The organism is Intrasporangium mesophilum (genome assembly GCF_054783095.1).
Genome location: NZ_BAAGRF010000019.1, coordinates 181092 through 199892, shown reverse-complemented (window position 1 = coordinate 199892; position 18801 = coordinate 181092). Strand labels below are relative to the sequence as shown.

Genomic DNA, 18801 nt, shown 5'->3' with positions numbered 1-18801 from the left:
GGAACATACCGAGCAAACGCAAATCCCGCCGGAAACAACCGCCGAGGTATGCCGTTGCCGGGTGTGTTGCGTCGACGTGCCGGCTGGGAAAAGGCGTGGCTGGTGCGCGCGCGGCTTCGCGAGGATGTGTGCCATGAGCCTGCACGTCGAGGAGATCGACCTCGCGCCCGGCGACCCGGTCAGCGAGGCCTGGGTTGCGGTCCACAACACCGCCAGCCGTCACAGCTGGGGCGAGGACGCCCAGCAGATCGGGATCGAGGAGATCCTCGACATCGCGCCACGCCGTGCCGAGGCCCGCAGGTCGTTCGGGATCTGGCTCGGCGACGGTGACGACCGTATGCCGGTCGCGGCGGCCCAGACCGTCCGGCACACGCGCGAGAACGCCGAGACCGGCGGCATCTGGCTCTCGGTCGACCCCGCCCACCGGCGTCGAGGTCTGGGCTCGATGCTTCTCGCCCACTGCGAGCAGGTGCTTCGCGACGAGGGGTGCACTCGGGTCCACGACCACACCGAGTCACCGGTCGAATCAGGCGACGCGGCAACGGAGTTCGCGCTGGCGCGGGGTTACCGGACCACGCAGGTCGACCTCAGGCAGAGGCTCGTTCTCCCGCTGGACGACAAGCGGCTGGCCACGTTCGCGCCGGACCTCGACCCGGCGGCATACGTCATCGAGACAGCCGTCGACGGCCTCCCGGAGGAATGGCTCGAGGACCGTGCCCTGCTGTCGCGGCGCATGAGCACCGACGCGCCCACCGGCGACATCGACCTCGACGAGGAGGACTGGGATGCCGACCGGGTCAGGCGGCTGTGGAACACGCCGAGCCCGATCTGGGCCGTCGAGTCGGTGGCGCGGCATGTCCCGTCGGGCCATCTCGTGGGCTTCACTGACCTCGTCGTCCGTCCGAGCATGCCCGACTTTGCGATCCAGACCGACACGCTCGTGCTGCGCGAGCACCGTGGCCACGCCCTCGGGCTCGCCATGAAGGTCGCCAACCTGCGAGCGCTGCAGAGCGAGAAGCCTGCCGTCCGGGGCGTGCACACCTGGAACGCGGATACGAACGCCCACATGATCGCGATCAACCGACAGCTGGGATTCCGGGTCGCCGGCTGGTCGAGGGAGTGGGCCAAGGACCTGTGACCGCCGGAGGTACGGTGCCCGACCGGAGGTACTAGGACCAATGCCCGATAGCGTCTGCCCACCCGGTCGACGCACCGTGAGACCACACCAGACCGCAGCCCGCCGGGCATCCGGCGGCAGGACCCAGGAGGTTTCACATGCAGACCCACCACGCCACTGACCGAGTGAACATCTCGGACAACCTCGTCGTCGTCCAGGACGTCACCAGTGTCCTCGCCACAGACATTCGGGTCGCGGCCGCGCTCCGCGACGCCGTGACCTACGCAGGCTGAGCTGGAAGGGAGAGGGAACCATGCGACGTCTCGCACTCGGAGCGGCCCTGGCCGCCGCGCTCGTACCAGCATCCGTCGGCCTCGTCGGCAACGCGACGTTCTCGCACAGCGTGCCCACACCGGTCCCGGCATCTGCTCAGCTCGTGCCGCTGGACGACCCGTCACCGACCCACGGAACCAGCACACCCCAGTCCTCGCGCTCCGGCGAGCCGGAGCCGGGTGACGACCATGGCGGGCTGCGCACGACCCGCGCGCCCGAGCCTGGCGACGACCATGGCGGGCTGCGCACGACCCGCGCGCCGGAGCCCGGCGATGACCATGGCGGGCTGCGCACAGCCAAGGCCCCGGAGGCGGGCGACGATCACGGCGGGCGCTCGCCCTCGGGGGCATCGGGAACGTCGTCATCCGGATCCGGGACGTCCGGACGGTCCAGCGGCTCGGGCGGTCACGGCTCCGACGACACCCACCCGGACGACAGTCGCCCGTGAACACCGGCCCACGGTCCGAGGGCACCGCGGACACCGTCCCGGTGCCCGTCGTCGTGCCCTCGCGACCTGAGCCAAGCGGGCCTCCGACCGGCACCCCTGCGGGTGCACCAGCTGGCGAACCAGCCACGGCGCCAGGCGGATCCGGTGCAAGCGACCTGACGACGTACCGGGTCCTGACCGACGGGACCGCCGCACCGACGGCAAGCCCGCCGCTGCCCAGTCGTCGCGGGATCCTGGTCCGCCTCGGCCTGACCGCCCTCGCGCTCGTGGTCGCGATCCTCGTCGGCACCTCCTTCGCGGCCAGCCGACTGGCCGAGCGGGAGGCGGTGAACGACGTCGCCACGACGACCAACCTGCTCGCACTGAGTGTCGTCCAGCCCGCGCTGACGGACGGGCTCCTCACAGGCGACGAGACGGCATACGCGAACCTCGACCGCATCGTGCGCGCCAACGTCCTGCCCGCCGGGATCGTGCGCGTCAAGCTGTGGCGGCCCGACGGGACGATCGTCTACGCCGACGAGCAGCGGCTGGTCGGGCAGCAGTTCCCCCTCGGCACCGAACAACGTGAGGCGCTCGCGGACCCGCGCACGGCCGCAGAGGTGTCGGACCTCGACCGCAGCGAGAACGAGTTCGAGCGCTACGGCGGCAAGCTGCTCGAGGTCTACCGCCCCGTGTGGACGCCGTCCGGCACCGAGCTCCTTTTCGAGGTCTACGGCGACTACGCGCCCGTGCAGGCGCGCGCGTTCGACCTCTGGCGCGGGCTCGCCGGGCTGCTCACCAGCGCCCTGCTGCTGCTCGTCGTGCTCCTGGCTCCGGTGATCTGGCGGCTGCTCGACCGGCTGGAGGCCGCCCGCAGCCAACGGGAGGACCTTCTCCAGCGAGCCGTCGCCGCGTCGGACTCGGAGCGTCGCCGGATCGCCGCCGACCTGCACGACGGGCCGGTCCAGGACCTCGTCGCGAGCTCGCTCGCGGTGAGCGGCGTCGGTGCTGCGACGCGCCGGCGGGGCGACCACGCGCTCGCCGACCGCATCGACGACGCTGCCATGACCGTGCGGTCGAGCATCGCAAGCCTGCGCTCGCTGCTCGTAGACCTCTACCCGGCCCGCATCGCCGACGCCGGGCTGGCGGCCGCGCTGGGTGACCTGGCGCGGCCACTCACGAGCCGCGGTGTCGCGGTCACCACGACCATCGACCCGGAATTGGCCGGGCAGCTCTCCGGAGCTGAACAGCAGGTCGTCCACCGAGTGGCACGCGAGTGCCTGCGCAACGTGGTCCGCCACGCCAGCGCGCGATCCGTCACGCTCTCGCTGCGCGACGCGCCGACGTATGCCGCCCGGCCGGGTGAGCGGGCCACCACCCTGGTCGTCGCCGACGACGGGGTCGGCTTCGACCTCGACGATGTGGTCCGCCGCGAGGGACACTTCGGGATCCGAGTCCTCACCGACCTCGCCGCAGACATCGGCGGCGTGCTCTCAGTGTGGTCCGCACCGGGGGAGGGGACGACGTGGCGGCTGGAGCTGAGGACGGGGGTGGGGCGGTGACCTCCGTCGTCATCGTCGACGACCACCGGCTGGTGCGTGCCGGGCTGTGCTCCATCATCGAGTCGGTCGAGGGCATCACCGTCGTCGGCGAGGCGGGCGACGGTGCCGAGGCGGTCGAGGTCGTGGCGCGCGTGCAGCCGGACGTCGTCGTCATGGACCTGTCGATGCCGGGCGTGGACGGCGTCGAGGCGATCCGGCGGCTTCGAGCGGCGGGCTCGAGCGCGCCCGTGGTCGTGCTGACGTCGTTCGCCGAGCGCGAGCGGGTGGACTCGGCCTTGAGGGCTGGAGCTGTCGGGTACCTGCTCAAGGACAGCGAGCCGAACGACGTCGTCGCCGCGATCCGATCCGCTGCGGCCGGGCACGCCCCGATCGATGCGCGGGTTGCGCGTGCCCTGCTCCCGGTGGAGGCCCGCGCTTCGGTCCGAGACGCCGGGTTCAGTGCGGCCTGGTCCGCTCAGATGGGAGACCTCGACGGGCCGGTCGACAGCCGTGGTCCTGTGAGTCCCGGTGACTCGGGCGAGCGCGCTCGCGACGGGCTCAGCCGCCGCGAGCGCGAGGTGCTGGCCCACGTCGCGAAGGGTCTGGCGAACAAGCAGATCGCCCGCGCGCTCGGGATCAGCGAGCGCACCGTCAAGGTGCACCTCGGCAACGTCTTTCGCCAGATCGGCGTGGCGGACCGCACGTCCGCGGCCCTGTGGGCCCGCGACCACGGCATCGCCTGACCGGTCGGAGCCCGCGGGCCGGCCCGACACCCGTGGCATAGGCTCGGCAGCATGTCTGACGAGCACGGCTTCTCCACGCGCGCCATCCACGCCGGCCAGGAGGCGGACGCCCAGACGGGTGCCGTGGTCCCGCCGATCTACCAGGTGTCGACGTACAAGCAGGACGGCATCGGCGGCTTCCGCAACGGGTATGAGTACAGCCGGTCGGCGAACCCCACCCGGACGGCCCTGGAGGAGTGCGTCGCCGCACTCGAGGGCGGCAGCCGGGGCTTCGCGTTCGCCTCGGGTCTTGCCGGTCAGGACACGGTGGCGCGGGCGCTGCTGGTGCCCGGCGACCACGTGGTCGTCCCGAACGACGCCTATGGCGGCACGTACCGGTACTTCAACCGGGTCGCGGGGCCCCAGGGCATCGACCACTCGATCGCGCACATGGGGGACCTCGACTCGGTGCGCTCGGCGATCGTTCCGGGCCGCACCAGGATGGTCTGGGTCGAGACGCCGACCAACCCGCTGCTCGGCATCGCCGACATCGAGGCGATCGCGGCCATCGCGCACGAGGCGGGCGCGGTCCTCGTCGTCGACAACACCTTCGCGACGCCCTACCTGCAGAGCCCGATCGCGCTCGGCGCGGACATCGTCACCCACTCGACGACCAAGTATGCCGGTGGGCACAGTGACGTCGTCGGTGGGGCTGTCGTGACGGCGCCGTCCATCGCCGTGGCAGGATACGACGATGCGGAGGAGCGAATCGCCTTTCACCAGAACAGTATTGGTGGAGTCGCGGGTCCGTTCGACTCGTGGCTCACGCTGCGAGGGCTCAAGACGCTCGCCGTCCGCATGGAGCGCCACTGCGACAACGCCGAGAAGGTCGTCGAGTTCCTCGAGAGCCATGACGGTGTGTCGCAGGTCCTCTACCCGGGTCTGGCGACGCACGCGAACCACGACGTCGCCGCGCGGCAGATGAAGCGCTTCGGCGGCATGGTGTCCTTCCGGATGCGCCGTGGCGAGGATGCCGCGGTCAAGGCCTGTGGCACCGTGCAGCTGTGGACCCTCGGTGAGTCGCTCGGTGGCGTCGAGGCGCTCATCGAGCACCCGGCACGGATGACCCACCAGTCGGTCGCCGGCACCGAACTCGAGGTGCCCGCCGACCTGATCCGGCTCTCCGTCGGCATCGAGGACGTCGACGACCTCATCGCAGACCTCCGCGAGGCGCTGGACATCCACGGCTGAGCCGGCACGACTGGCGCTCGCGCGACACCCCGCCACACGGCATACGCACACCCACCGCATCCACGCACACAGACGGCATACGACTCACGCATGACGATTCTCGCTGTCGACTTCGGGTCGACGTTCACCAAGGGCGCCCTGCTCGCCGACGATGGGACCGTCATCGGGACCGCGTCGACACCGACGACCGGGCCGCAGGCGTCGGCGACCGGCCGAGGCGACATCCTCGACGGCTACCGGACGCTGCGGGCACGGCTCGGGGTGCCGGCTGAGGCGGTGGTGCACGCGTGCTCCAGCGCGGGAGGAGGGCTGCGTCTGGCGGTCGTCGGCTATGAACGCACCGTCACCGCGCAGGCCGGCCATCGCGTGGGCCTGTCGGCCGGCGCCAAGGTCGTGCATGTCGCGGCGGGTGAGCTGACCACGCGCGACGTCGCCGACATCCGCGCAGTTCGGCCCGACATCCTCCTGCTCGTCGGAGGCACCGACGGTGGCAACTCGAACGTGTTGCTGCACAACGCCGCTCGTCTGGCCAAGGGTGCGATCGGTGGACACGGCGCGCACGCGGTGCCCGTCGTGGTCGCCGGCAACCTGGACGCCCGCGACGAGGCGATCGGCGTGCTGGCCACGACGGCCCGCCCGACCATCCCCGCGGCCAACGTCCTCCCGCAGATCGGGGTCATCGCACCCGAGTCGGCGCGAGCCGCGATCCGTGAGGCGTTCCTGCGCCACGTGATCGGCGGCAAGGGGCTCTCGCGCGACAGCGCGTTCGGCGACATGGTCGAGGCCGCCACGCCCGACGTCGTCCTGCGCGGGGTCGAGGCACTCGCTGAGGTCGCGGACGGCGACGTCATGGTCGTCGACATCGGCGGCGCGACGACCGACGTCTACTCGTGCCTCACCCCCGAGGGCGAGGACGCCTCGCTGCGCAAGGACGTCGTCGCCCCGCTGTGGCATGCGCGCACCGTCGAGGGCGACCTCGGCATGCGCTGGAACTCGCTCGGCGTCATCGAGGCGGCCGAGGCCGAGCGGCTGCTCGACTCCGTCGCGGACGCCGACGCCGTGCGTGCGTATGCCGTCCGCGTCCACGAGTGCCCGGGCTCACTTCCCGTCGACGACCGCGAACGGGCCCTCGACCTGGAGCTGGCCCGGCTGGCGGCCCTCGTCGCCGTGCGCCGCCACGCCCGGCCCGCCCAGCCCACCGAGTCACCTCGGCCGTTGGCGAACGTCACCACCCTGGTCGGCTCTGGAGGCGTCCTGCGATACACCGACGCCGCAGGTCGCGACGAGGTGCTCGGGGCGGTGCTCGGCGACCACGCCGGAGGCTGGAAGGTGCCGCGCGCGGCGCGCGCGAGCGTCGACACGGCATACCTGCTGTTCGCGGCGGGGCTGCTCGCCGAACGGGACCCGGGCATCGCCCGAAGGGTCGCCCAGCAGGTCCTCAGCCACTGAGTCTGGTGGGGCTGGTGGGGCTGGGCGCTCACTCGACCTGTGAGGGTGGCGGGTCAGTTCGCGCGGTCGAGTGGGCGAGCCGTCCCACTGGTCACTCCCGTCCCACGGACGGCCCCGGGCTGATGGGGCTGGTGGGGCTGGGCGGCTCACTCGACTTGTGAGGGTGGCGGGTCAGTTCGCGCGGTCGAGTGGGCGAGCCGTCCCACTGGTCACTCCCATCCCACGGACGGCCCCGGCTGGTGGGGTTGGTGGGGCCGAGCGCTCACTCGACTTGTGAGGGTGGCGGGTCAGTCACGCGGTCGAGTGGGCGCGCCGTCCCACTGGTCACTCCCGTCCCACGGACGGCCCCGGCTGGTGGGGCTGGTGGGGCTGGGCGCCCACTCGACTTGTGAGGGTGGCGGGTCAGTTCACGCGGTCGAGTGGGCGCGCCGTCCCACTGGTCACTCCCGTCCCACGGACGGCCCCCGGCTGGTGGGGCTGGTGGGGCTGAGCGCCCACTCGACTTGTGAGGGTGGCGGGTCAGTTCGCGCGGTCGAGTGGGCGCCGTCCCACTGGTCACTCCCGTCCCACGGACGGCCCCGGCTGGTGGGGCTGGTGGGGCTGAGCGCCCACTCGACTTGTGAGGGTGGCGGGTCAGTTCGCGCGGTCGAGTGGGCGCGCCGTCCCACTGGTCACTCCCGTCCCACGGACGGCCCCGGCTGGTGGGGCTGGTGGGGCTGAGCGCCCACTCGACCGAGCGGGTGAAGGCGCCCGAAATGCGCGGGGCCGGGTCCCCTGAGGAGACCCGGCCCGTGCGGTGTGGCGCGAGGCTCAGCCGGTGTACGGCTTTGCGGCGAGGATCGTCACAGCGATCGTCTTGCCGTTCGGCGCCTCGTAGGACGTCTTGTCGCCGACGCTCTTGCCGTTGACGGCGGCGCCCATCGGCGACTTCTCGGAGAACACCTGCAGGTCGGACCCGTCCGCGATCTCGCGGTTGCCGAGCAGGAAGGTCTCCTCGTCGCCGAAGATCTCGACGGTCACGACCATGCCGGGCTCGACGATGCCGTCGTCAGCAGGGGTCTCGCCGATCGTCGCATTGTGCAGCAGCTCGGTGAGCTGGCGGATGCGGGCCTCCATCTTGCCCTGCTCCTCGCGCGCGGCGTGGTACCCGCCGTTCTCCTTGAGGTCGCCCTCCTCGCGGGCCTCCTCGATCTTGCGCGCGATATCGATGCGACCTTCGCCCGTCAGCTGGTCGAGCTCCGCCTTGAGGCGGTCATAGGCCTCCTTGGTCAGGAAGCCAGCGGCAGTCTCGGTCACTGTTGTCACTCCTTGGATGGACCGACGCCCACGCGGTGCTCGCGTGGGCGCCTACATAACTGAAGGGCCCGACCGTGTTGTCGCCGACTCGTGTTGCCGGCTGGCGACGGGTCCGGACCCTTGGTGAAGCAACCAGGATAACAAAGTGAGGTTGCATTCACGTAGTTCGCCGTTTACCCGGGGGACCGTCCGCGGACGCCTGACAGCCTTGAATCGGCAGGTCAGACCGTCAGGAGCAGGTGCGGACCTGGCCGGTGACGGCCCGCGAGGTGGTGCGCAGGCTCGCGGTCTGGGTCGAGGTCTCGTCGCTGCTCGCCGGGACCCGGACCTCGCTCGTGCCGACCACGCTGAAGTCGCGCGCAAGAGCCTCGACGGTGCAGGTCAGTGCCTTGCCACCGGGTCGGCTGACTTCGAAGGTGACGCGGACGTTCTGGTCGTCGACGACCTTGTAGCCGGTCGTCTGCCAGCTCGGCTGCCCGAGCGTGGCCGACAGTCCGAACCACACGGCGAGCGCGATGCCCGCCGCGATGCCGAGGGTGCCGATGACCCACCACTTGGTCGTGCCGGGAGCGGGGCGGGGCAGGGTCGTGCGGGACGGCATACGGGTCCTGGCGGGTCGAGCCCGGGCGTGGGGCGCCGCGGGGGAGTGAGAGGATGGCGAACGGGTCAAGTGTCCCCCATGCAGGGACGGCCCGATGCGGCGCCCGGCCATCGGCCGGTGACGTCACCGAGCGACGCCGCCAGCCGGCGTGCGGCGCCGGGCAGCGACACCACAGACGACACGACGGACGACACGACAGACGTGATGGAACGACCAGGGAGCCACGTGGCCAAGGGCATGCGGTTGATGGCGGTGCACGCGCACCCCGACGACGAGTCGAGCAAGGGCGCCGCGACGACGGCGAAGTACGTCGCCGAGGGGGCGTCCGTCATGGTCGTCTCGTGCACCGGCGGCGAGCGCGGTGACATCCTCAACGAGAAGCTCAAGAACGACCCGCACATCCTGCGCGACCTCGCCCAGGTGCGGCGCGACGAGATGAAGGCGGCCCAGGAGGTTCTCGGCTGCGAGCACACCTGGCTGGGCTTCGTCGACTCGGGCCTGCCCGAGGGCGACCCGCTCCCACCCCTGCCGCCGGGCTGCTTCGCGCTGGAGGACCTCGAGGTGACCACCGAGGCGCTCGTGCGCGTGATCCGGGCCTGGCGCCCGCACGTCATGACGACGTACGACGAGAAGGGCGGCTACCCCCACCCCGACCACATCATGTGCCACACGGTCGCGATGGCGGCGTTCGAGGCCGCGGGTGACCCGGCGCGGTTCCCGCACGCGGGCGAGCCGTGGCAGCCGCTCAAGATCTACTACAACGGCGGGTGGAACAAGGAGCGCCTGACGCGCATCCACGACGCCATGCTCGAGGCGGGACTCGAGAGCCCGTATGCCGAGTGGCTGGCCAACTGGAAGCCGCGCCGGGCGGGGCGCCCCACGACGACGATCGACTGCGGCGCCCACTTCGAGACCCGGGACCGTGCGCTGCTCGCCCACGCCACCCAGATCGACCCCGACGGCTTCTGGTTCCAGGTGCCTCTGGAGATCCAGCGGAAGGTGTGGGGCTTCGAGGAGTTCGAGGCTGCCCTGTCCTACGTGCCAATCGCGGATGGGGAGGACGACCTGTTCGCGGGCTTCGACAGCCCGGCCGCGGCGGACGCGCTCGCCACGAGCACGGGCCTGGCCGTCGTCCACGACGGGCGCCTCAGGGAGTCGGCCGCGCCCGAGATCGCCCTGGTCCCGTCCGAGAGCGACACGGTCGAGGGCGACAGTGGCGACAGTGGCGACAGTGGCGACAGTGCGGAGACCCACGTTGACACGCATTCCGAGACGCATTCCGAGGAACGTTCCGGCTCCCACGGCGGCACGGGGCAGGAGGCCTGATGAGCGGCGGCGGCACCCTTCCGATCGGCCCCGGCATCTGGGGCTTCATCGCCTTCTTCGTGCTCGCGGTGGCCCTGTGGTTCCTGGTGCGCAACATGAACGCCCGGCTCCGGCGGATGGCCTACCGCGACCGTGAGGAGACCGAGGCCGACTCGCTGACCACACCCGGCGGCGAGCACTCCGAGGAGGCCGGGGCGGACCGGCCCGCCGAGGGTGACCATCCGGAGAGCGACGGCGCCGAGGGCGAGGCCCCGTCCGACGGTCGAGCTCGCTCCTAGGTCTCTGCACTCCAGCGACCCACTACCCACCGTCGAGTGGCCGCGTCGTCACACCGGTCCCACACAAGGCCACTGTTAGGCAGGAGGGGGTGTGACGACGCGGCCACTCGACTCATGGGGACGCCACTCGACGACGTTCTAGGTGGCGGCCTGGTAGCCGATCACGGCGAGCGCGACGGCCGCGAAGTGGGAGGCGAACCCGCCGACCGTGAACGCGTGGAACACCTCGTGGAACCCGAACCACCGGGGGGACGGGTTCGGCCGCTTGGTGCCGTAGATGACGCCGCCCACCGTGTAGAGGATGCCTCCGAGGGCGATGAGCGAGCCGATGAGCGGGCCGCCGGTGCGCCAGAACGGCACGACGTAGAAGATCGCGGCCCAGCCGAGCGCGATGTAGAGAGCGGTGTAGAGCCAGCGGGGTGCGCTCACCCAAAACACCCGGAAGACGACCCCGGCGATGGCGCCGGCCCAGATCACCGAGAGCAGGATGCGGGCCTGGTCGGACGGCAGCAGCGTCACCGCGAAGGGTGTGTAGGTCCCGGCGATGATGAGGTAGATGTTCGAGTGGTCCATCCGCTTGAGGAAGGCGGTGGCCTTTGGTCCCCACGTGCCGCGGTGGTAGATCGCGGACACTCCGAAGAGCAGTGCCGCGCTGACCGTGAAGATGAGCAAGGCGTTGCGTACCGCTCCGGCATTCGAGAAGAGCACCAGGACGAGCCCGCCCAGCAGGGCGACAGGGAACATCCCGAGGTGGAGCCAGCCGCGCAGCCGCGGCTTGACACTGGCGACCAGACCCGCGACGGGGCCTGCGGATTCGCGCTCCTGACCCCGGACCGGAGTGGACGGGTCGGTGTGCTCTTCGGGTCGGCGGTCCATGGCGCGAGTGTAACCTACGGAAGCGTAGGTTACGGCAACGTAGGTTTTCGACGTGTCGAACGGCATACCCCTCGGTGGCGGCGCGACCGCCCCACCGATGCCTCGCTCGCCTCATGGGACCGCGGGGTACCGTGGGACCGCGGCCCGATCGGAGCCGTCCAGACCTGACCGGCGACGACGTGACGGGCGACGTCGTGACCGGCGAAGCGACCCAGTCGACGAGGAGGCCCCGTGGGGTGGCGCGACGTGGTCTATGGCGCGTACGAGCGCCAGGTCCTCAAGAACCTCCCCAAGGAGTCGCTGCCGCGCCACGTGGCGGTCATGCTCGACGGCAACCGCCGTTGGGCCAAGGCGCGCGGCGAGGGCACGGCCACGGGCCACCAGGCCGGCGCCGACAAGATCGAGGAGCTCCTCGAGTGGTGCCGGGACGCGGGCGTCCAGTACGTCACGCTCTGGCTGCTGTCCACCGACAACCTCAAGCGCGCCCAGGACGAGCTGGAGCCCCTGCTCAAGATCATCGAGACGGCCGTGTCCGACCTGGCCGACACCGGAAACTGGCGGCTCACCATCGTCGGGGCCCTCGAGCTGCTCCCCGCGCACACCGCGGCGAGTCTGACCGAGTCGGCGGAGCGGACCAAGGGTGTCGACGGCATGACGGTCAACGTCGCTGTCGGCTACGGCGGCCGTCGCGAGATCGCTGACGCCGTCCGCGACCTGCTCCTGGCCCGGGCCGCCGCCGGAGAGACGATCGAGCAGATCGCCGAGGGGCTGACCGCCGACGACATCGCGAGCCACCTCTACACCAAGGGCCAGCCCGACCCCGACCTCGTCATCCGCACCTCGGGAGAGCAGCGGCTCGGCGGCTTCCTGCTGTGGCAGAGCGCGACGTCCGAGTTCTACTTCTGCGAGGCCTACTGGCCGGACTTCCGCCACGTCGACTTCCTGCGCGCCCTGAGGGCGTATGCCGGCCGGCACCGTCGCTACGGCACCTGACCTCGAGCGCGGGCCCCTCGACGGCGGTGTAAACAGTCTGTGAACTCTGACGACACGAGCCGCTAATCCGCCGGCGGGGCCTCCGGAAGACGTACCGTCGAAGCAGCGCAGGACATCCGTCCTCGCTGCCAGGAGGCCCACCGATGGAGCTATCGCTCAGAACGGAGGGCCGGGCCGTTCGCCTCCCTCTGGTGGCCACCGCCCGGCATCTCGTGAGCGAGTAGGCGCGCGGAGCGCGCGCCGCCTAGGAGTGGGAATGGCTACGAAGAGATCGGTCTCGTCCGACACCGCCACCAAGTCCACGACACGCGAAGCGTCAGCCCGCACGCGAACCGCACCGAGCACGACCCGGATGCGAACACCTCAGCACAAGACCTACGTGCTCGACACGTCGGTGCTGCTCTCGGACCCGCGCGCCATGCTGCGGTTCGCCGAGCACGAGGTGGTCCTCCCCGTCGTGGTGGTGACCGAGCTCGAGGGCAAGCGGCACCATCCGGAGCTCGGATACTTCGCGCGTCAGGCGCTGCGCCTGCTCGACGACCTGCGCATCAGCGAGGGCCGGCTCGACCATCCCGTGCTGGTGGGCGATGCCGGCGGCACCTTGAGGGTGGAGCTGAACCACACCGACCCCAGTGCGCTGCCGGCTGGTTTCCGCCTGGGCGACAACGACACCCGGATCCTGTCCGTTGCCAAGAACCTCGCCGACGAGGGCGCGGACGTCACCGTGGTGTCCAAGGACCTGCCGATGCGGGTCAAGGCGTCCGCCTGCGGGCTCGACGCCGAGGAGTACCGCCACGAGCAGGGCATCGACTCCGGCTGGACGGGCATGCAGGAGCTCGAGCTCACCGTCGACGAGCTCGACCATCTCTACGAGCGGGGCCGGATCGAGCACGCCGGTGCGGCCGAGCTGCCCTGTCACACCGGGCTGGTCCTGCTCTCGCCCCGCGGCAGCGGCCTGGGCCGGGTCGGGGCCGACAAGCAGATCCGCCTCGTGCGCGGCGACCGCGACGCATTCGGCCTGCACGGCCGCAGCGCGGAGCAGCGGATCGCCCTGGACCTGCTGCTCGACCCGGACGTGGGGATCGTCAGCCTCGGCGGACGCGCGGGCACCGGCAAGTCCGCACTGGCGCTGTGCGCCGGGCTCGAGTCGGTCATGGAGCGTCGCGTCCAGCGCAAGGTCCTCGTCTTCCGCCCGCTGTTCGCTGTCGGCGGGCAGGAGCTCGGGTACCTTCCCGGCACCGAGCAGGAGAAGATGAACCCCTGGGGCCAGGCGGTGTTCGACACGCTCGGGGCGCTCGTGTCGACCGAGGTGGTCGACGAGGTGATGGACCGGGGCCTGCTCGAGGTGCTGCCGCTGACCCACATCCGCGGCCGGTCGCTGCACGACGCCTTCGTCATCGTCGACGAGGCTCAGTCGCTCGAACGCAACGTCCTGCTCACCGTCCTGTCCCGGATCGGGCAGAACTCCAAAGTGGTGCTCACCCACGACGTCGCGCAGCGCGACAACCTCCGGGTCGGGCGCCACGATGGCGTGGCGGCGGTGATCGAGAAGCTGAAGGGGCATCCGCTCTTCGCCCACGTCACGCTCACCAGAAGCGAGAGAAGCCCGATCGCGGCGCTGGTGACCGACATGCTCGAGGGCATCGACACGTGACCTGAGTCACATTCTGCGCGCAGGTCCCCGAGGCGACGCCTCGGGGTCTGCGCGTGCCCGGCGAGTGCCCGAGATGGTCGGATCCCGACAATTGGGGGTGGACGTCGACTTGCCTCCAGGCCATCCGGATGGCACCGTGTTGGCCAATTGATCTCGGACTGGTAGCCGCCTCGCTCTGGGTCCAGCGAAGCGGCGTCGTTCTGGGAAAAACCCCCTCCACAAGGTCGGACGTTCCGCCGCTGGGCCCTTGGCTTCGCACGCGCTGAGCAACCGACAGCGAAAGTCAAGGAAGGCCGACTTCACTTCATGGCACGGTACGAAGGTCGCCATCGCACCGCCCAGACCGAGACCACCCAGACGAGACGTGGGCCGGTTGACCGGCCGGCCCGATCCTCTGACTCCGCACGCCCCAACGCGTGGGGCACCGGCCCGTCGGCGAGCAACCTCGAGCGGGCAGCGTCCAACCGACGTGAGAGCGGCCGGCCTCGCGCGAACAGCTGGCACAGCCGTCCACACGACGAGGACTGGGACCACGAGGCAGCAGCCGCCCCCCTCGAGGCCCTCGCTCCACAGCGGGACGCCTCCGACCTGCGCCGCGAGCAGGCCCAGCGCGAGCAGGCCCAGCGGGAGCAGGCCCAGCGCGAGCAGGCCCAGCGCGAGCAGGCCCAGCGCGAGCAGGCCCAGCGCGAGCAGGCCCAGCGCGAGCAGGCCCAGCGCGAGCAGGCCCAGCGGGAAGCCGCCTGGCGCGAGCAGCTCGAGCGCGAGCGGGGCCAGCGCGAAGCCGCGCAGCGGGCACAGGCCCAGCGCGAGGCCGCCTGGCTAGAGGCCGCGCGGCTGGAGCAGGCCCAGCGCGAGCAGGCCCAACGCGAGGCCGCCCAACGCGAGGCCGCCCAACGCGAGGCCGCCCAACGCGAGGCCGCCCAACGCGAGGCCGCCCAACGCGAGGCCGCCCAACGCGAGGCCGCCCAACGCGAGGCCGCCCAACGCGAGCAGGCCGAGCGAGACACCGCTGAGCGGGACGCCGCTCAGCGCACGCAGGAGGCCACGGCCCACCACCGCTCGGCCGAGCGTCACGGGCCCGGTCGCCACGAGCAGCCCAGCCACCACGACCACCAGCGTGGCCGCCACCGTGAGATCGCCGCTCACCATGAGGCCGCCGACCACCCGGTCCCCAAGGGGCCTGGCGTGTCCGCCTCGGCGCCCTCCCGTCAGACCCGCCGCTCGATGCGGCCTCCGAAGAAGCGCAACGTCGCCCGACCAGTCCTGGCCAGCACGCTGGCCCTGGGCCTGGGTGCCTCCGGCTTCGCGTACGCGAAGTCGGCGAACCTCATCGGCGCGGACACCGCCGCGTTCGTCGTCGGCTCCGGTGTGGTCGCCCAGACCGACGAGCTCGCCCGCGCGGCCACCGTCGACACGACGTACCGCGCCGCCGCGTCGGTGTCGCGCAACGAGCGGCGCACCGCGATCGCCGCGACCGGCCTGCGGACCGCCAAGGAGCTCGAGGCGAAGAAGAAGGCCGAGGCGGCGCGCAAGGCGGCCGAGGCCCGAGAGGCCGAGCGGCGCGCGGAGCTCGAGCGCGAGCGCAAGCGTGCGATCGCGAACGCGAGGAACGACCCGAAGTCGGCCGCCCGCGTCCTCATGCTCGACCACGGCTGGACGAGCGACGCGCAGTACAACTGCCTGGTCAACCTCTGGACCGGTGAGAGCGGGTGGCGCTGGAACGCAGAGAACTCCAGCTCGGGCGCGTACGGCATTCCCCAGTCGCTGCCCGCCAGCAAGATGGGCCAGTTCGGCTCCGACTACCGCACCAACCCGATCACCCAGATCCAGTGGGGGCTGTGGTACATCGAGCAGTCCTACGGCAACCCGTGCAACGCGTGGTCCACGTGGCAGGCCCGCTCCCCGCACTGGTACTGACCCGCCAGCCCTGACCCGCCAGCTCTGACCCGCCAGGTCTCCCACGCGGTATGCCGCCGGGGGCAGTGAGTGTCCCCGGCGGCATACGTCAGATCTTGCGGAGCCGCACCCGCCGCACCTCATGGTTGTCGCCCTTGGAGAGCACGAGGGTGGCGCGGGAGCGGGTGGGCAGGATGTTCTCCACGAGGTTCGGGCCGTTGATCTCTCGCCAGATCCGGTTGGCGGTGGCCACGGCCTGCTCGTCGCTGAGCACGGCGTACCGGTGGAAGTACGAGTGTGGGTCGGAGAACGCGGTCTCGCGCAGTCGCAGGAACCGGTCGACGTACCACTTGCGCACGTCGTCGACCCAGGCGTCGACGTAGACGGAGAAGTCGAAGAAGTCGCTCACCGCCATGCCGGTGCCGCGGACCGGGTGCACCTCCGGAGCCTGCAGGACGTTGAGCCCCTCGACGATGAGCACGTCGGGCTGGCGCACGACGATCCGCTCGCCGGGGACGATGTCGTAGGTGAGGTGCGAGTAGACGGGGGCGCTGACCTCGTCGCGGCCCGACTTGATCTCGGCCACGAACCGCAACAGCGCGCGCCGGTCGTAGGACTCGGGAAAACCCTTGCGCTGCAACAGGCCCCGGCTCTCGAGCTCGGCGTTCGGGTAGAGGAAGCCGTCTGTCGTGACGAGGGCGACCTCCGGTGTGTCGGGCCAGCGGGCCAGCATCTCGCGCAGGATTCGGGCCGTCGTCGACTTGCCGACCGCCACCGAACCGGCGACGCCGATGACGAAGGGGGTCTTCGCCGGACGCTCACCGAGGAACTCGCTCGTCACCTGGTGGAGCTGGCGGGTCGCGCCGACGTAGAAGTTGAGCAGACGAGAGAGCGGCAGGTAGACCTCCTCGACCTCGCGCAGGTCGATCCGGTCACCGAGGCCACGCAGCCGGGCGAGGTCGGCGTCGTCGAGGTTGAGGGGATGGTTCTCGCGCAGCCGGGACCATGCTGCGCGGTCGAACTCGACATAGAGCGAGGGGATCGGTGAGCCGGGCCCACCGGGTCCGCTGGATGCCTGCGACACGACCGTCATTCTTGCCGACCCCGGCCCTCGGCGTGGTCTTGGGGCCGCGTGTGGTCCCCTAGGCTGGTCCCCATGTGTGGAATCGTGGGATACGTCGGCCGGTCCAGCGACGGCACGGCTCTCGACGTCGTCATGGAGGGCCTGGCCCGCCTGGAGTACCGCGGTTACGACTCGGCCGGAGTGGCTGTCGTCGACGGCGACCACGTGGAGACCCGCAAGAAGTCCGGCAAGCTCGCCAACCTGCAGGCCGAGATCGAGCAGCACCCGCTGCCGGCCACGACGACGGGCATCGGCCACACGCGCTGGGCCACGCACGGCGGCCCGACCGACGAGAACGCCCACCCGCACCGGGGCGGCAGCGACGGCAAGCTCGCCCTCATCCACAACGGCATCATCGAGAACTTCCACTCGCTCAAGAACGGCCTGGCCGCCTCCGGCACCGAGTTCGCGAGCGAGACGGACACGGAGGTCGTCGCGCACCTGCTGGCAGCGGCATACGACGACCAGGGCGACCTCACGGCCGCGATGCGCGGGGTCGTGGCCCGGCTCGAAGGGGCCTTCACGTTGCTGGCGATCCACGCAGACCAGCCCGATGTCGTCGTCGGCGCCCGGCGCAACAGCCCGCTCGTCGTCGGCCTGGGCGACGGTGCCAGCTACCTCGGGTCGGACGTCGCCGCCTTCATCGGCCACACCCGCCATGCGCTCGAGCTCGCGCAGGACCAGATCGTCACGATCACCCCCGACGGCGCGACCGTCATCAACTTCGACGGGTCACCGGCAGAGGGCAAGGCCTACGAGGTGACCTGGGACGCAGCAGCCGCCGAGAAGGGCGGCTACGCCACCTTCATGGAGAAGGAGATCAACGACCAGCCGCACGCGGTCGCCGACACGCTGCTCGGCCGGACCGACGCGGACGGCCGGCTCGTGCTCGACGAGCTGCGCATCTCCGAGGAGCAGCTGCGCAACGTCGAGCGGATCACGATCGTCGCGTGCGGCACAGCGGCATACGCCGGGATGACCGCGAAGTACGCCATCGAGCACTGGACGCGCATCCCCGTCGAGGTGTCCCTGGCCCACGAGTTCCGCTACTGCGACCCGATCGTCAACGAGCGCACGCTCGTCGTGTCGATCAGCCAGTCGGGCGAGACGATGGACACCCTCATGGCGGTCAAGCACGCGCGCGACCTCGGAGCCCTGACGATCTCGATCTGCAACACCCACGGCTCGACGATCCCGCGCGAGTCCGACGCGGTGCTCTACACGCACGCCGGTCCCGAGATCGCGGTCGCGTCGACCAAGGCGTTCCTGGCGCAGATCACCGCGAGCTATGTCCTTGGCCTCTACCTCGCCCAGCTTCGTGGTGGGGCGTTCGCCGACGACGCCGCGGCCGTGATGAAGGAGCTGGCCGACGTGCCGGCCAAGATCGACTCGCTGCTCGCCCAGATGGGGCGGGTCAAGGAGATCGCGCGCTTCATGGCCGACACGCGCTCGGTCCTGTTCCTCGGCCGCCACGTCGGCTACCCGATCGCGATGGAGGGCGCGCTCAAGCTCAAGGAGCTGGCCTACATCCACGCCGAGGGCTTCGCCGCGGGCGAGCTCAAGCACGGTCCGATCGCCCTGATCGAGCCCGGGCAGCCGGTCTTCGTCATCGTGCCGTCGCCGACGAGCGAGCACGGGCTGCACGGCAAGGTCGTGTCCAACATCCAGGAGATCCGGGCCCGGGGCGCCCGCACCCTGGTCATCGCCGAGGAGGGTGACGAGGCGGTCCTGCCGTTCGCCGACGAGGTGATCCAGGTGCCCGCGACGTCGCCGCTGCTCGCGCCGCTGCTGACCGTGGTGCCGCTCCAGGTGTTCGCGCTGTGGCTCTCCACAGCCAAGGGCCTCGACGTCGACCAGCCGCGCAACCTGGCCAAGTCGGTCACGGTCGAGTGACCACGCCCGCGAGCGAGACCGGGTG

At 71.0% G+C, this 18801-nt stretch carries 17 protein-coding genes; 13 read left to right on the top strand and 4 right to left on the bottom strand.

Going from position 1 to position 18801, the window contains the following annotated elements:
• The first annotated feature begins 133 nt into the window (after positions 1 to 133).
• From ACYVLP_RS17235 to ACYVLP_RS17205, 7 genes are all read left to right on the top strand, one after another.
• Positions 134 to 1138, top strand: coding sequence for a GNAT family N-acetyltransferase (locus tag ACYVLP_RS17235; protein WP_460628560.1), 1005 nt, complete (start codon positions 134 to 136; stop codon positions 1136 to 1138).
• Between the two features lie 137 nt (positions 1139 to 1275).
• Positions 1276 to 1410 (top strand): hypothetical protein, encoded by a 135-nt coding sequence (locus tag ACYVLP_RS17230; protein WP_460628559.1) that lies wholly within the window; start codon positions 1276 to 1278, stop codon positions 1408 to 1410.
• A gap of 20 nt (positions 1411 to 1430) precedes the next feature.
• On the top strand, positions 1431 to 1898 hold the full coding sequence (locus ACYVLP_RS17225) for a hypothetical protein (RefSeq protein ID WP_460628558.1): 468 nt from the start codon (positions 1431 to 1433) through the stop codon (positions 1896 to 1898).
• On the top strand, positions 1895 to 3439 hold the full coding sequence (locus tag ACYVLP_RS17220; RefSeq protein ID WP_460628557.1) for a sensor histidine kinase: 1545 nt from the start codon (positions 1895 to 1897) through the stop codon (positions 3437 to 3439). The genes ACYVLP_RS17225 and ACYVLP_RS17220 overlap by 4 nt, the downstream gene beginning before the upstream one ends.
• Positions 3436 to 4161 carry a response regulator gene (locus tag ACYVLP_RS17215; protein WP_460628556.1) on the top strand — a complete coding sequence of 242 codons (726 nt, stop codon included), beginning with the start codon at positions 3436 to 3438 and terminating at the stop codon, positions 4159 to 4161. The genes ACYVLP_RS17220 and ACYVLP_RS17215 overlap by 4 nt, the downstream gene beginning before the upstream one ends.
• Positions 4162 to 4212: 51 nt before the next feature.
• A complete protein-coding gene (locus ACYVLP_RS17210) occupies positions 4213 to 5391 on the top strand; it encodes a cystathionine gamma-synthase (protein ID WP_460628555.1) in 1179 nt (392 codons plus the stop codon).
• Between the two features lie 90 nt (positions 5392 to 5481).
• A complete protein-coding gene (locus ACYVLP_RS17205; RefSeq protein ID WP_460628554.1) occupies positions 5482 to 6840 on the top strand; it encodes a glutamate mutase L in 1359 nt (452 codons plus the stop codon).
• A gap of 810 nt (positions 6841 to 7650) precedes the next feature.
• Here the strand turns inward: ACYVLP_RS17205 and greA are convergent.
• Complete coding sequence (greA, locus tag ACYVLP_RS17200) at positions 7651 to 8136, bottom strand: transcription elongation factor GreA (RefSeq protein WP_452271625.1); 486 nt, start codon at positions 8134 to 8136, stop codon at positions 7651 to 7653.
• Between the two features lie 229 nt (positions 8137 to 8365).
• A complete protein-coding gene (locus ACYVLP_RS17195; RefSeq protein WP_460628553.1) occupies positions 8366 to 8737 on the bottom strand; it encodes a DUF4307 domain-containing protein in 372 nt (123 codons plus the stop codon).
• 78 nt (positions 8738 to 8815) lie between these two features.
• Here ACYVLP_RS17195 and mca point away from each other — a divergent pair, with 78 nt between their 5' ends.
• On the top strand, positions 8816 to 10063 hold the full coding sequence (mca, locus tag ACYVLP_RS17190) for a mycothiol conjugate amidase Mca (RefSeq protein ID WP_460628552.1): 1248 nt from the start codon (positions 8816 to 8818) through the stop codon (positions 10061 to 10063).
• Positions 10063 to 10341 carry a hypothetical protein gene (locus ACYVLP_RS17185; RefSeq protein WP_460628551.1) on the top strand — a complete coding sequence of 93 codons (279 nt, stop codon included), beginning with the start codon at positions 10063 to 10065 and terminating at the stop codon, positions 10339 to 10341. Before mca ends, ACYVLP_RS17185 begins: the two co-directional genes overlap by 1 nt.
• A 138-nt stretch (positions 10342 to 10479) precedes the next feature.
• On the opposite strand, the gene trhA is transcribed toward ACYVLP_RS17185, so the two are convergent.
• Positions 10480 to 11217 carry a PAQR family membrane homeostasis protein TrhA gene (gene trhA / locus ACYVLP_RS17180; protein ID WP_460628550.1) on the bottom strand — a complete coding sequence of 246 codons (738 nt, stop codon included), beginning with the start codon at positions 11215 to 11217 and terminating at the stop codon, positions 10480 to 10482.
• Between the two features lie 231 nt (positions 11218 to 11448).
• Between trhA and ACYVLP_RS17175 the strand changes: the two genes are divergently transcribed.
• The 3 genes from ACYVLP_RS17175 to ACYVLP_RS17165 all read left to right on the top strand — a co-directional run bounded on the left by ACYVLP_RS17175 (position 11449) and on the right by ACYVLP_RS17165 (position 15781).
• The gene (locus ACYVLP_RS17175; protein ID WP_460628549.1) at positions 11449 to 12210 is read left to right on the top strand and encodes an isoprenyl transferase; all 762 of its coding nucleotides are present in this window, start codon (positions 11449 to 11451) and stop codon (positions 12208 to 12210) included.
• Positions 12211 to 12562: 352 nt separating this feature from the next.
• Positions 12563 to 13864: a PhoH family protein gene (locus ACYVLP_RS17170; protein ID WP_460628684.1), complete on the top strand. Its 1302-nt coding sequence runs from the start codon at positions 12563 to 12565 to the stop codon at positions 13862 to 13864.
• A 306-nt stretch (positions 13865 to 14170) separates the two neighbouring features.
• The gene (locus ACYVLP_RS17165) at positions 14171 to 15781 is read left to right on the top strand and encodes a cell envelope integrity protein TolA (RefSeq protein ID WP_460628548.1); all 1611 of its coding nucleotides are present in this window, start codon (positions 14171 to 14173) and stop codon (positions 15779 to 15781) included.
• A gap of 88 nt (positions 15782 to 15869) precedes the next feature.
• Here the strand turns inward: ACYVLP_RS17165 and coaA are convergent, their stop codons facing one another.
• Positions 15870 to 16853: a type I pantothenate kinase gene (gene coaA, locus ACYVLP_RS17160; protein ID WP_460628547.1), complete on the bottom strand. Its 984-nt coding sequence runs from the start codon at positions 16851 to 16853 to the stop codon at positions 15870 to 15872.
• 63 nt (positions 16854 to 16916) lie between these two features.
• Here coaA and glmS point away from each other — a divergent pair, with 63 nt between their 5' ends.
• Positions 16917 to 18776: a glutamine--fructose-6-phosphate transaminase (isomerizing) gene (gene glmS, locus ACYVLP_RS17155; protein ID WP_460628546.1), complete on the top strand. Its 1860-nt coding sequence runs from the start codon at positions 16917 to 16919 to the stop codon at positions 18774 to 18776.
• Positions 18777 to 18801: the final 25 nt, after the last annotated feature.

Coding starts and splice junctions, on each gene's coding strand:
- ACYVLP_RS17225 (WP_460628558.1), top strand. CDS start 1,431: ATGCGACGTCTCGCACTCGGAGCGGCCCTGGCCGCCGCGCTCGTACCA.
- ACYVLP_RS17210 (WP_460628555.1), top strand. CDS start 4,213: ATGTCTGACGAGCACGGCTTCTCCACGCGCGCCATCCACGCCGGCCAG.
- mca (WP_460628552.1), top strand. CDS start 8,816: ATGCAGGGACGGCCCGATGCGGCGCCCGGCCATCGGCCGGTGACGTCA.
- coaA (WP_460628547.1), bottom strand. CDS start 16,853: ATGACGGTCGTGTCGCAGGCATCCAGCGGACCCGGTGGGCCCGGCTCA.
- glmS (WP_460628546.1), top strand. CDS start 16,917: ATGTGTGGAATCGTGGGATACGTCGGCCGGTCCAGCGACGGCACGGCT.
- ACYVLP_RS17165 (WP_460628548.1), top strand. CDS start 14,171: ATGGCACGGTACGAAGGTCGCCATCGCACCGCCCAGACCGAGACCACC.
- ACYVLP_RS17205 (WP_460628554.1), top strand. CDS start 5,482: ATGACGATTCTCGCTGTCGACTTCGGGTCGACGTTCACCAAGGGCGCC.
- trhA (WP_460628550.1), bottom strand. CDS start 11,217: ATGGACCGCCGACCCGAAGAGCACACCGACCCGTCCACTCCGGTCCGG.
- ACYVLP_RS17195 (WP_460628553.1), bottom strand. CDS start 8,737: ATGCCGTCCCGCACGACCCTGCCCCGCCCCGCTCCCGGCACGACCAAG.
- ACYVLP_RS17170 (WP_460628684.1), top strand. CDS start 12,563: ATGCGAACACCTCAGCACAAGACCTACGTGCTCGACACGTCGGTGCTG.
- ACYVLP_RS17235 (WP_460628560.1), top strand. CDS start 134: ATGAGCCTGCACGTCGAGGAGATCGACCTCGCGCCCGGCGACCCGGTC.
- ACYVLP_RS17230 (WP_460628559.1), top strand. CDS start 1,276: ATGCAGACCCACCACGCCACTGACCGAGTGAACATCTCGGACAACCTC.
- ACYVLP_RS17185 (WP_460628551.1), top strand. CDS start 10,063: ATGAGCGGCGGCGGCACCCTTCCGATCGGCCCCGGCATCTGGGGCTTC.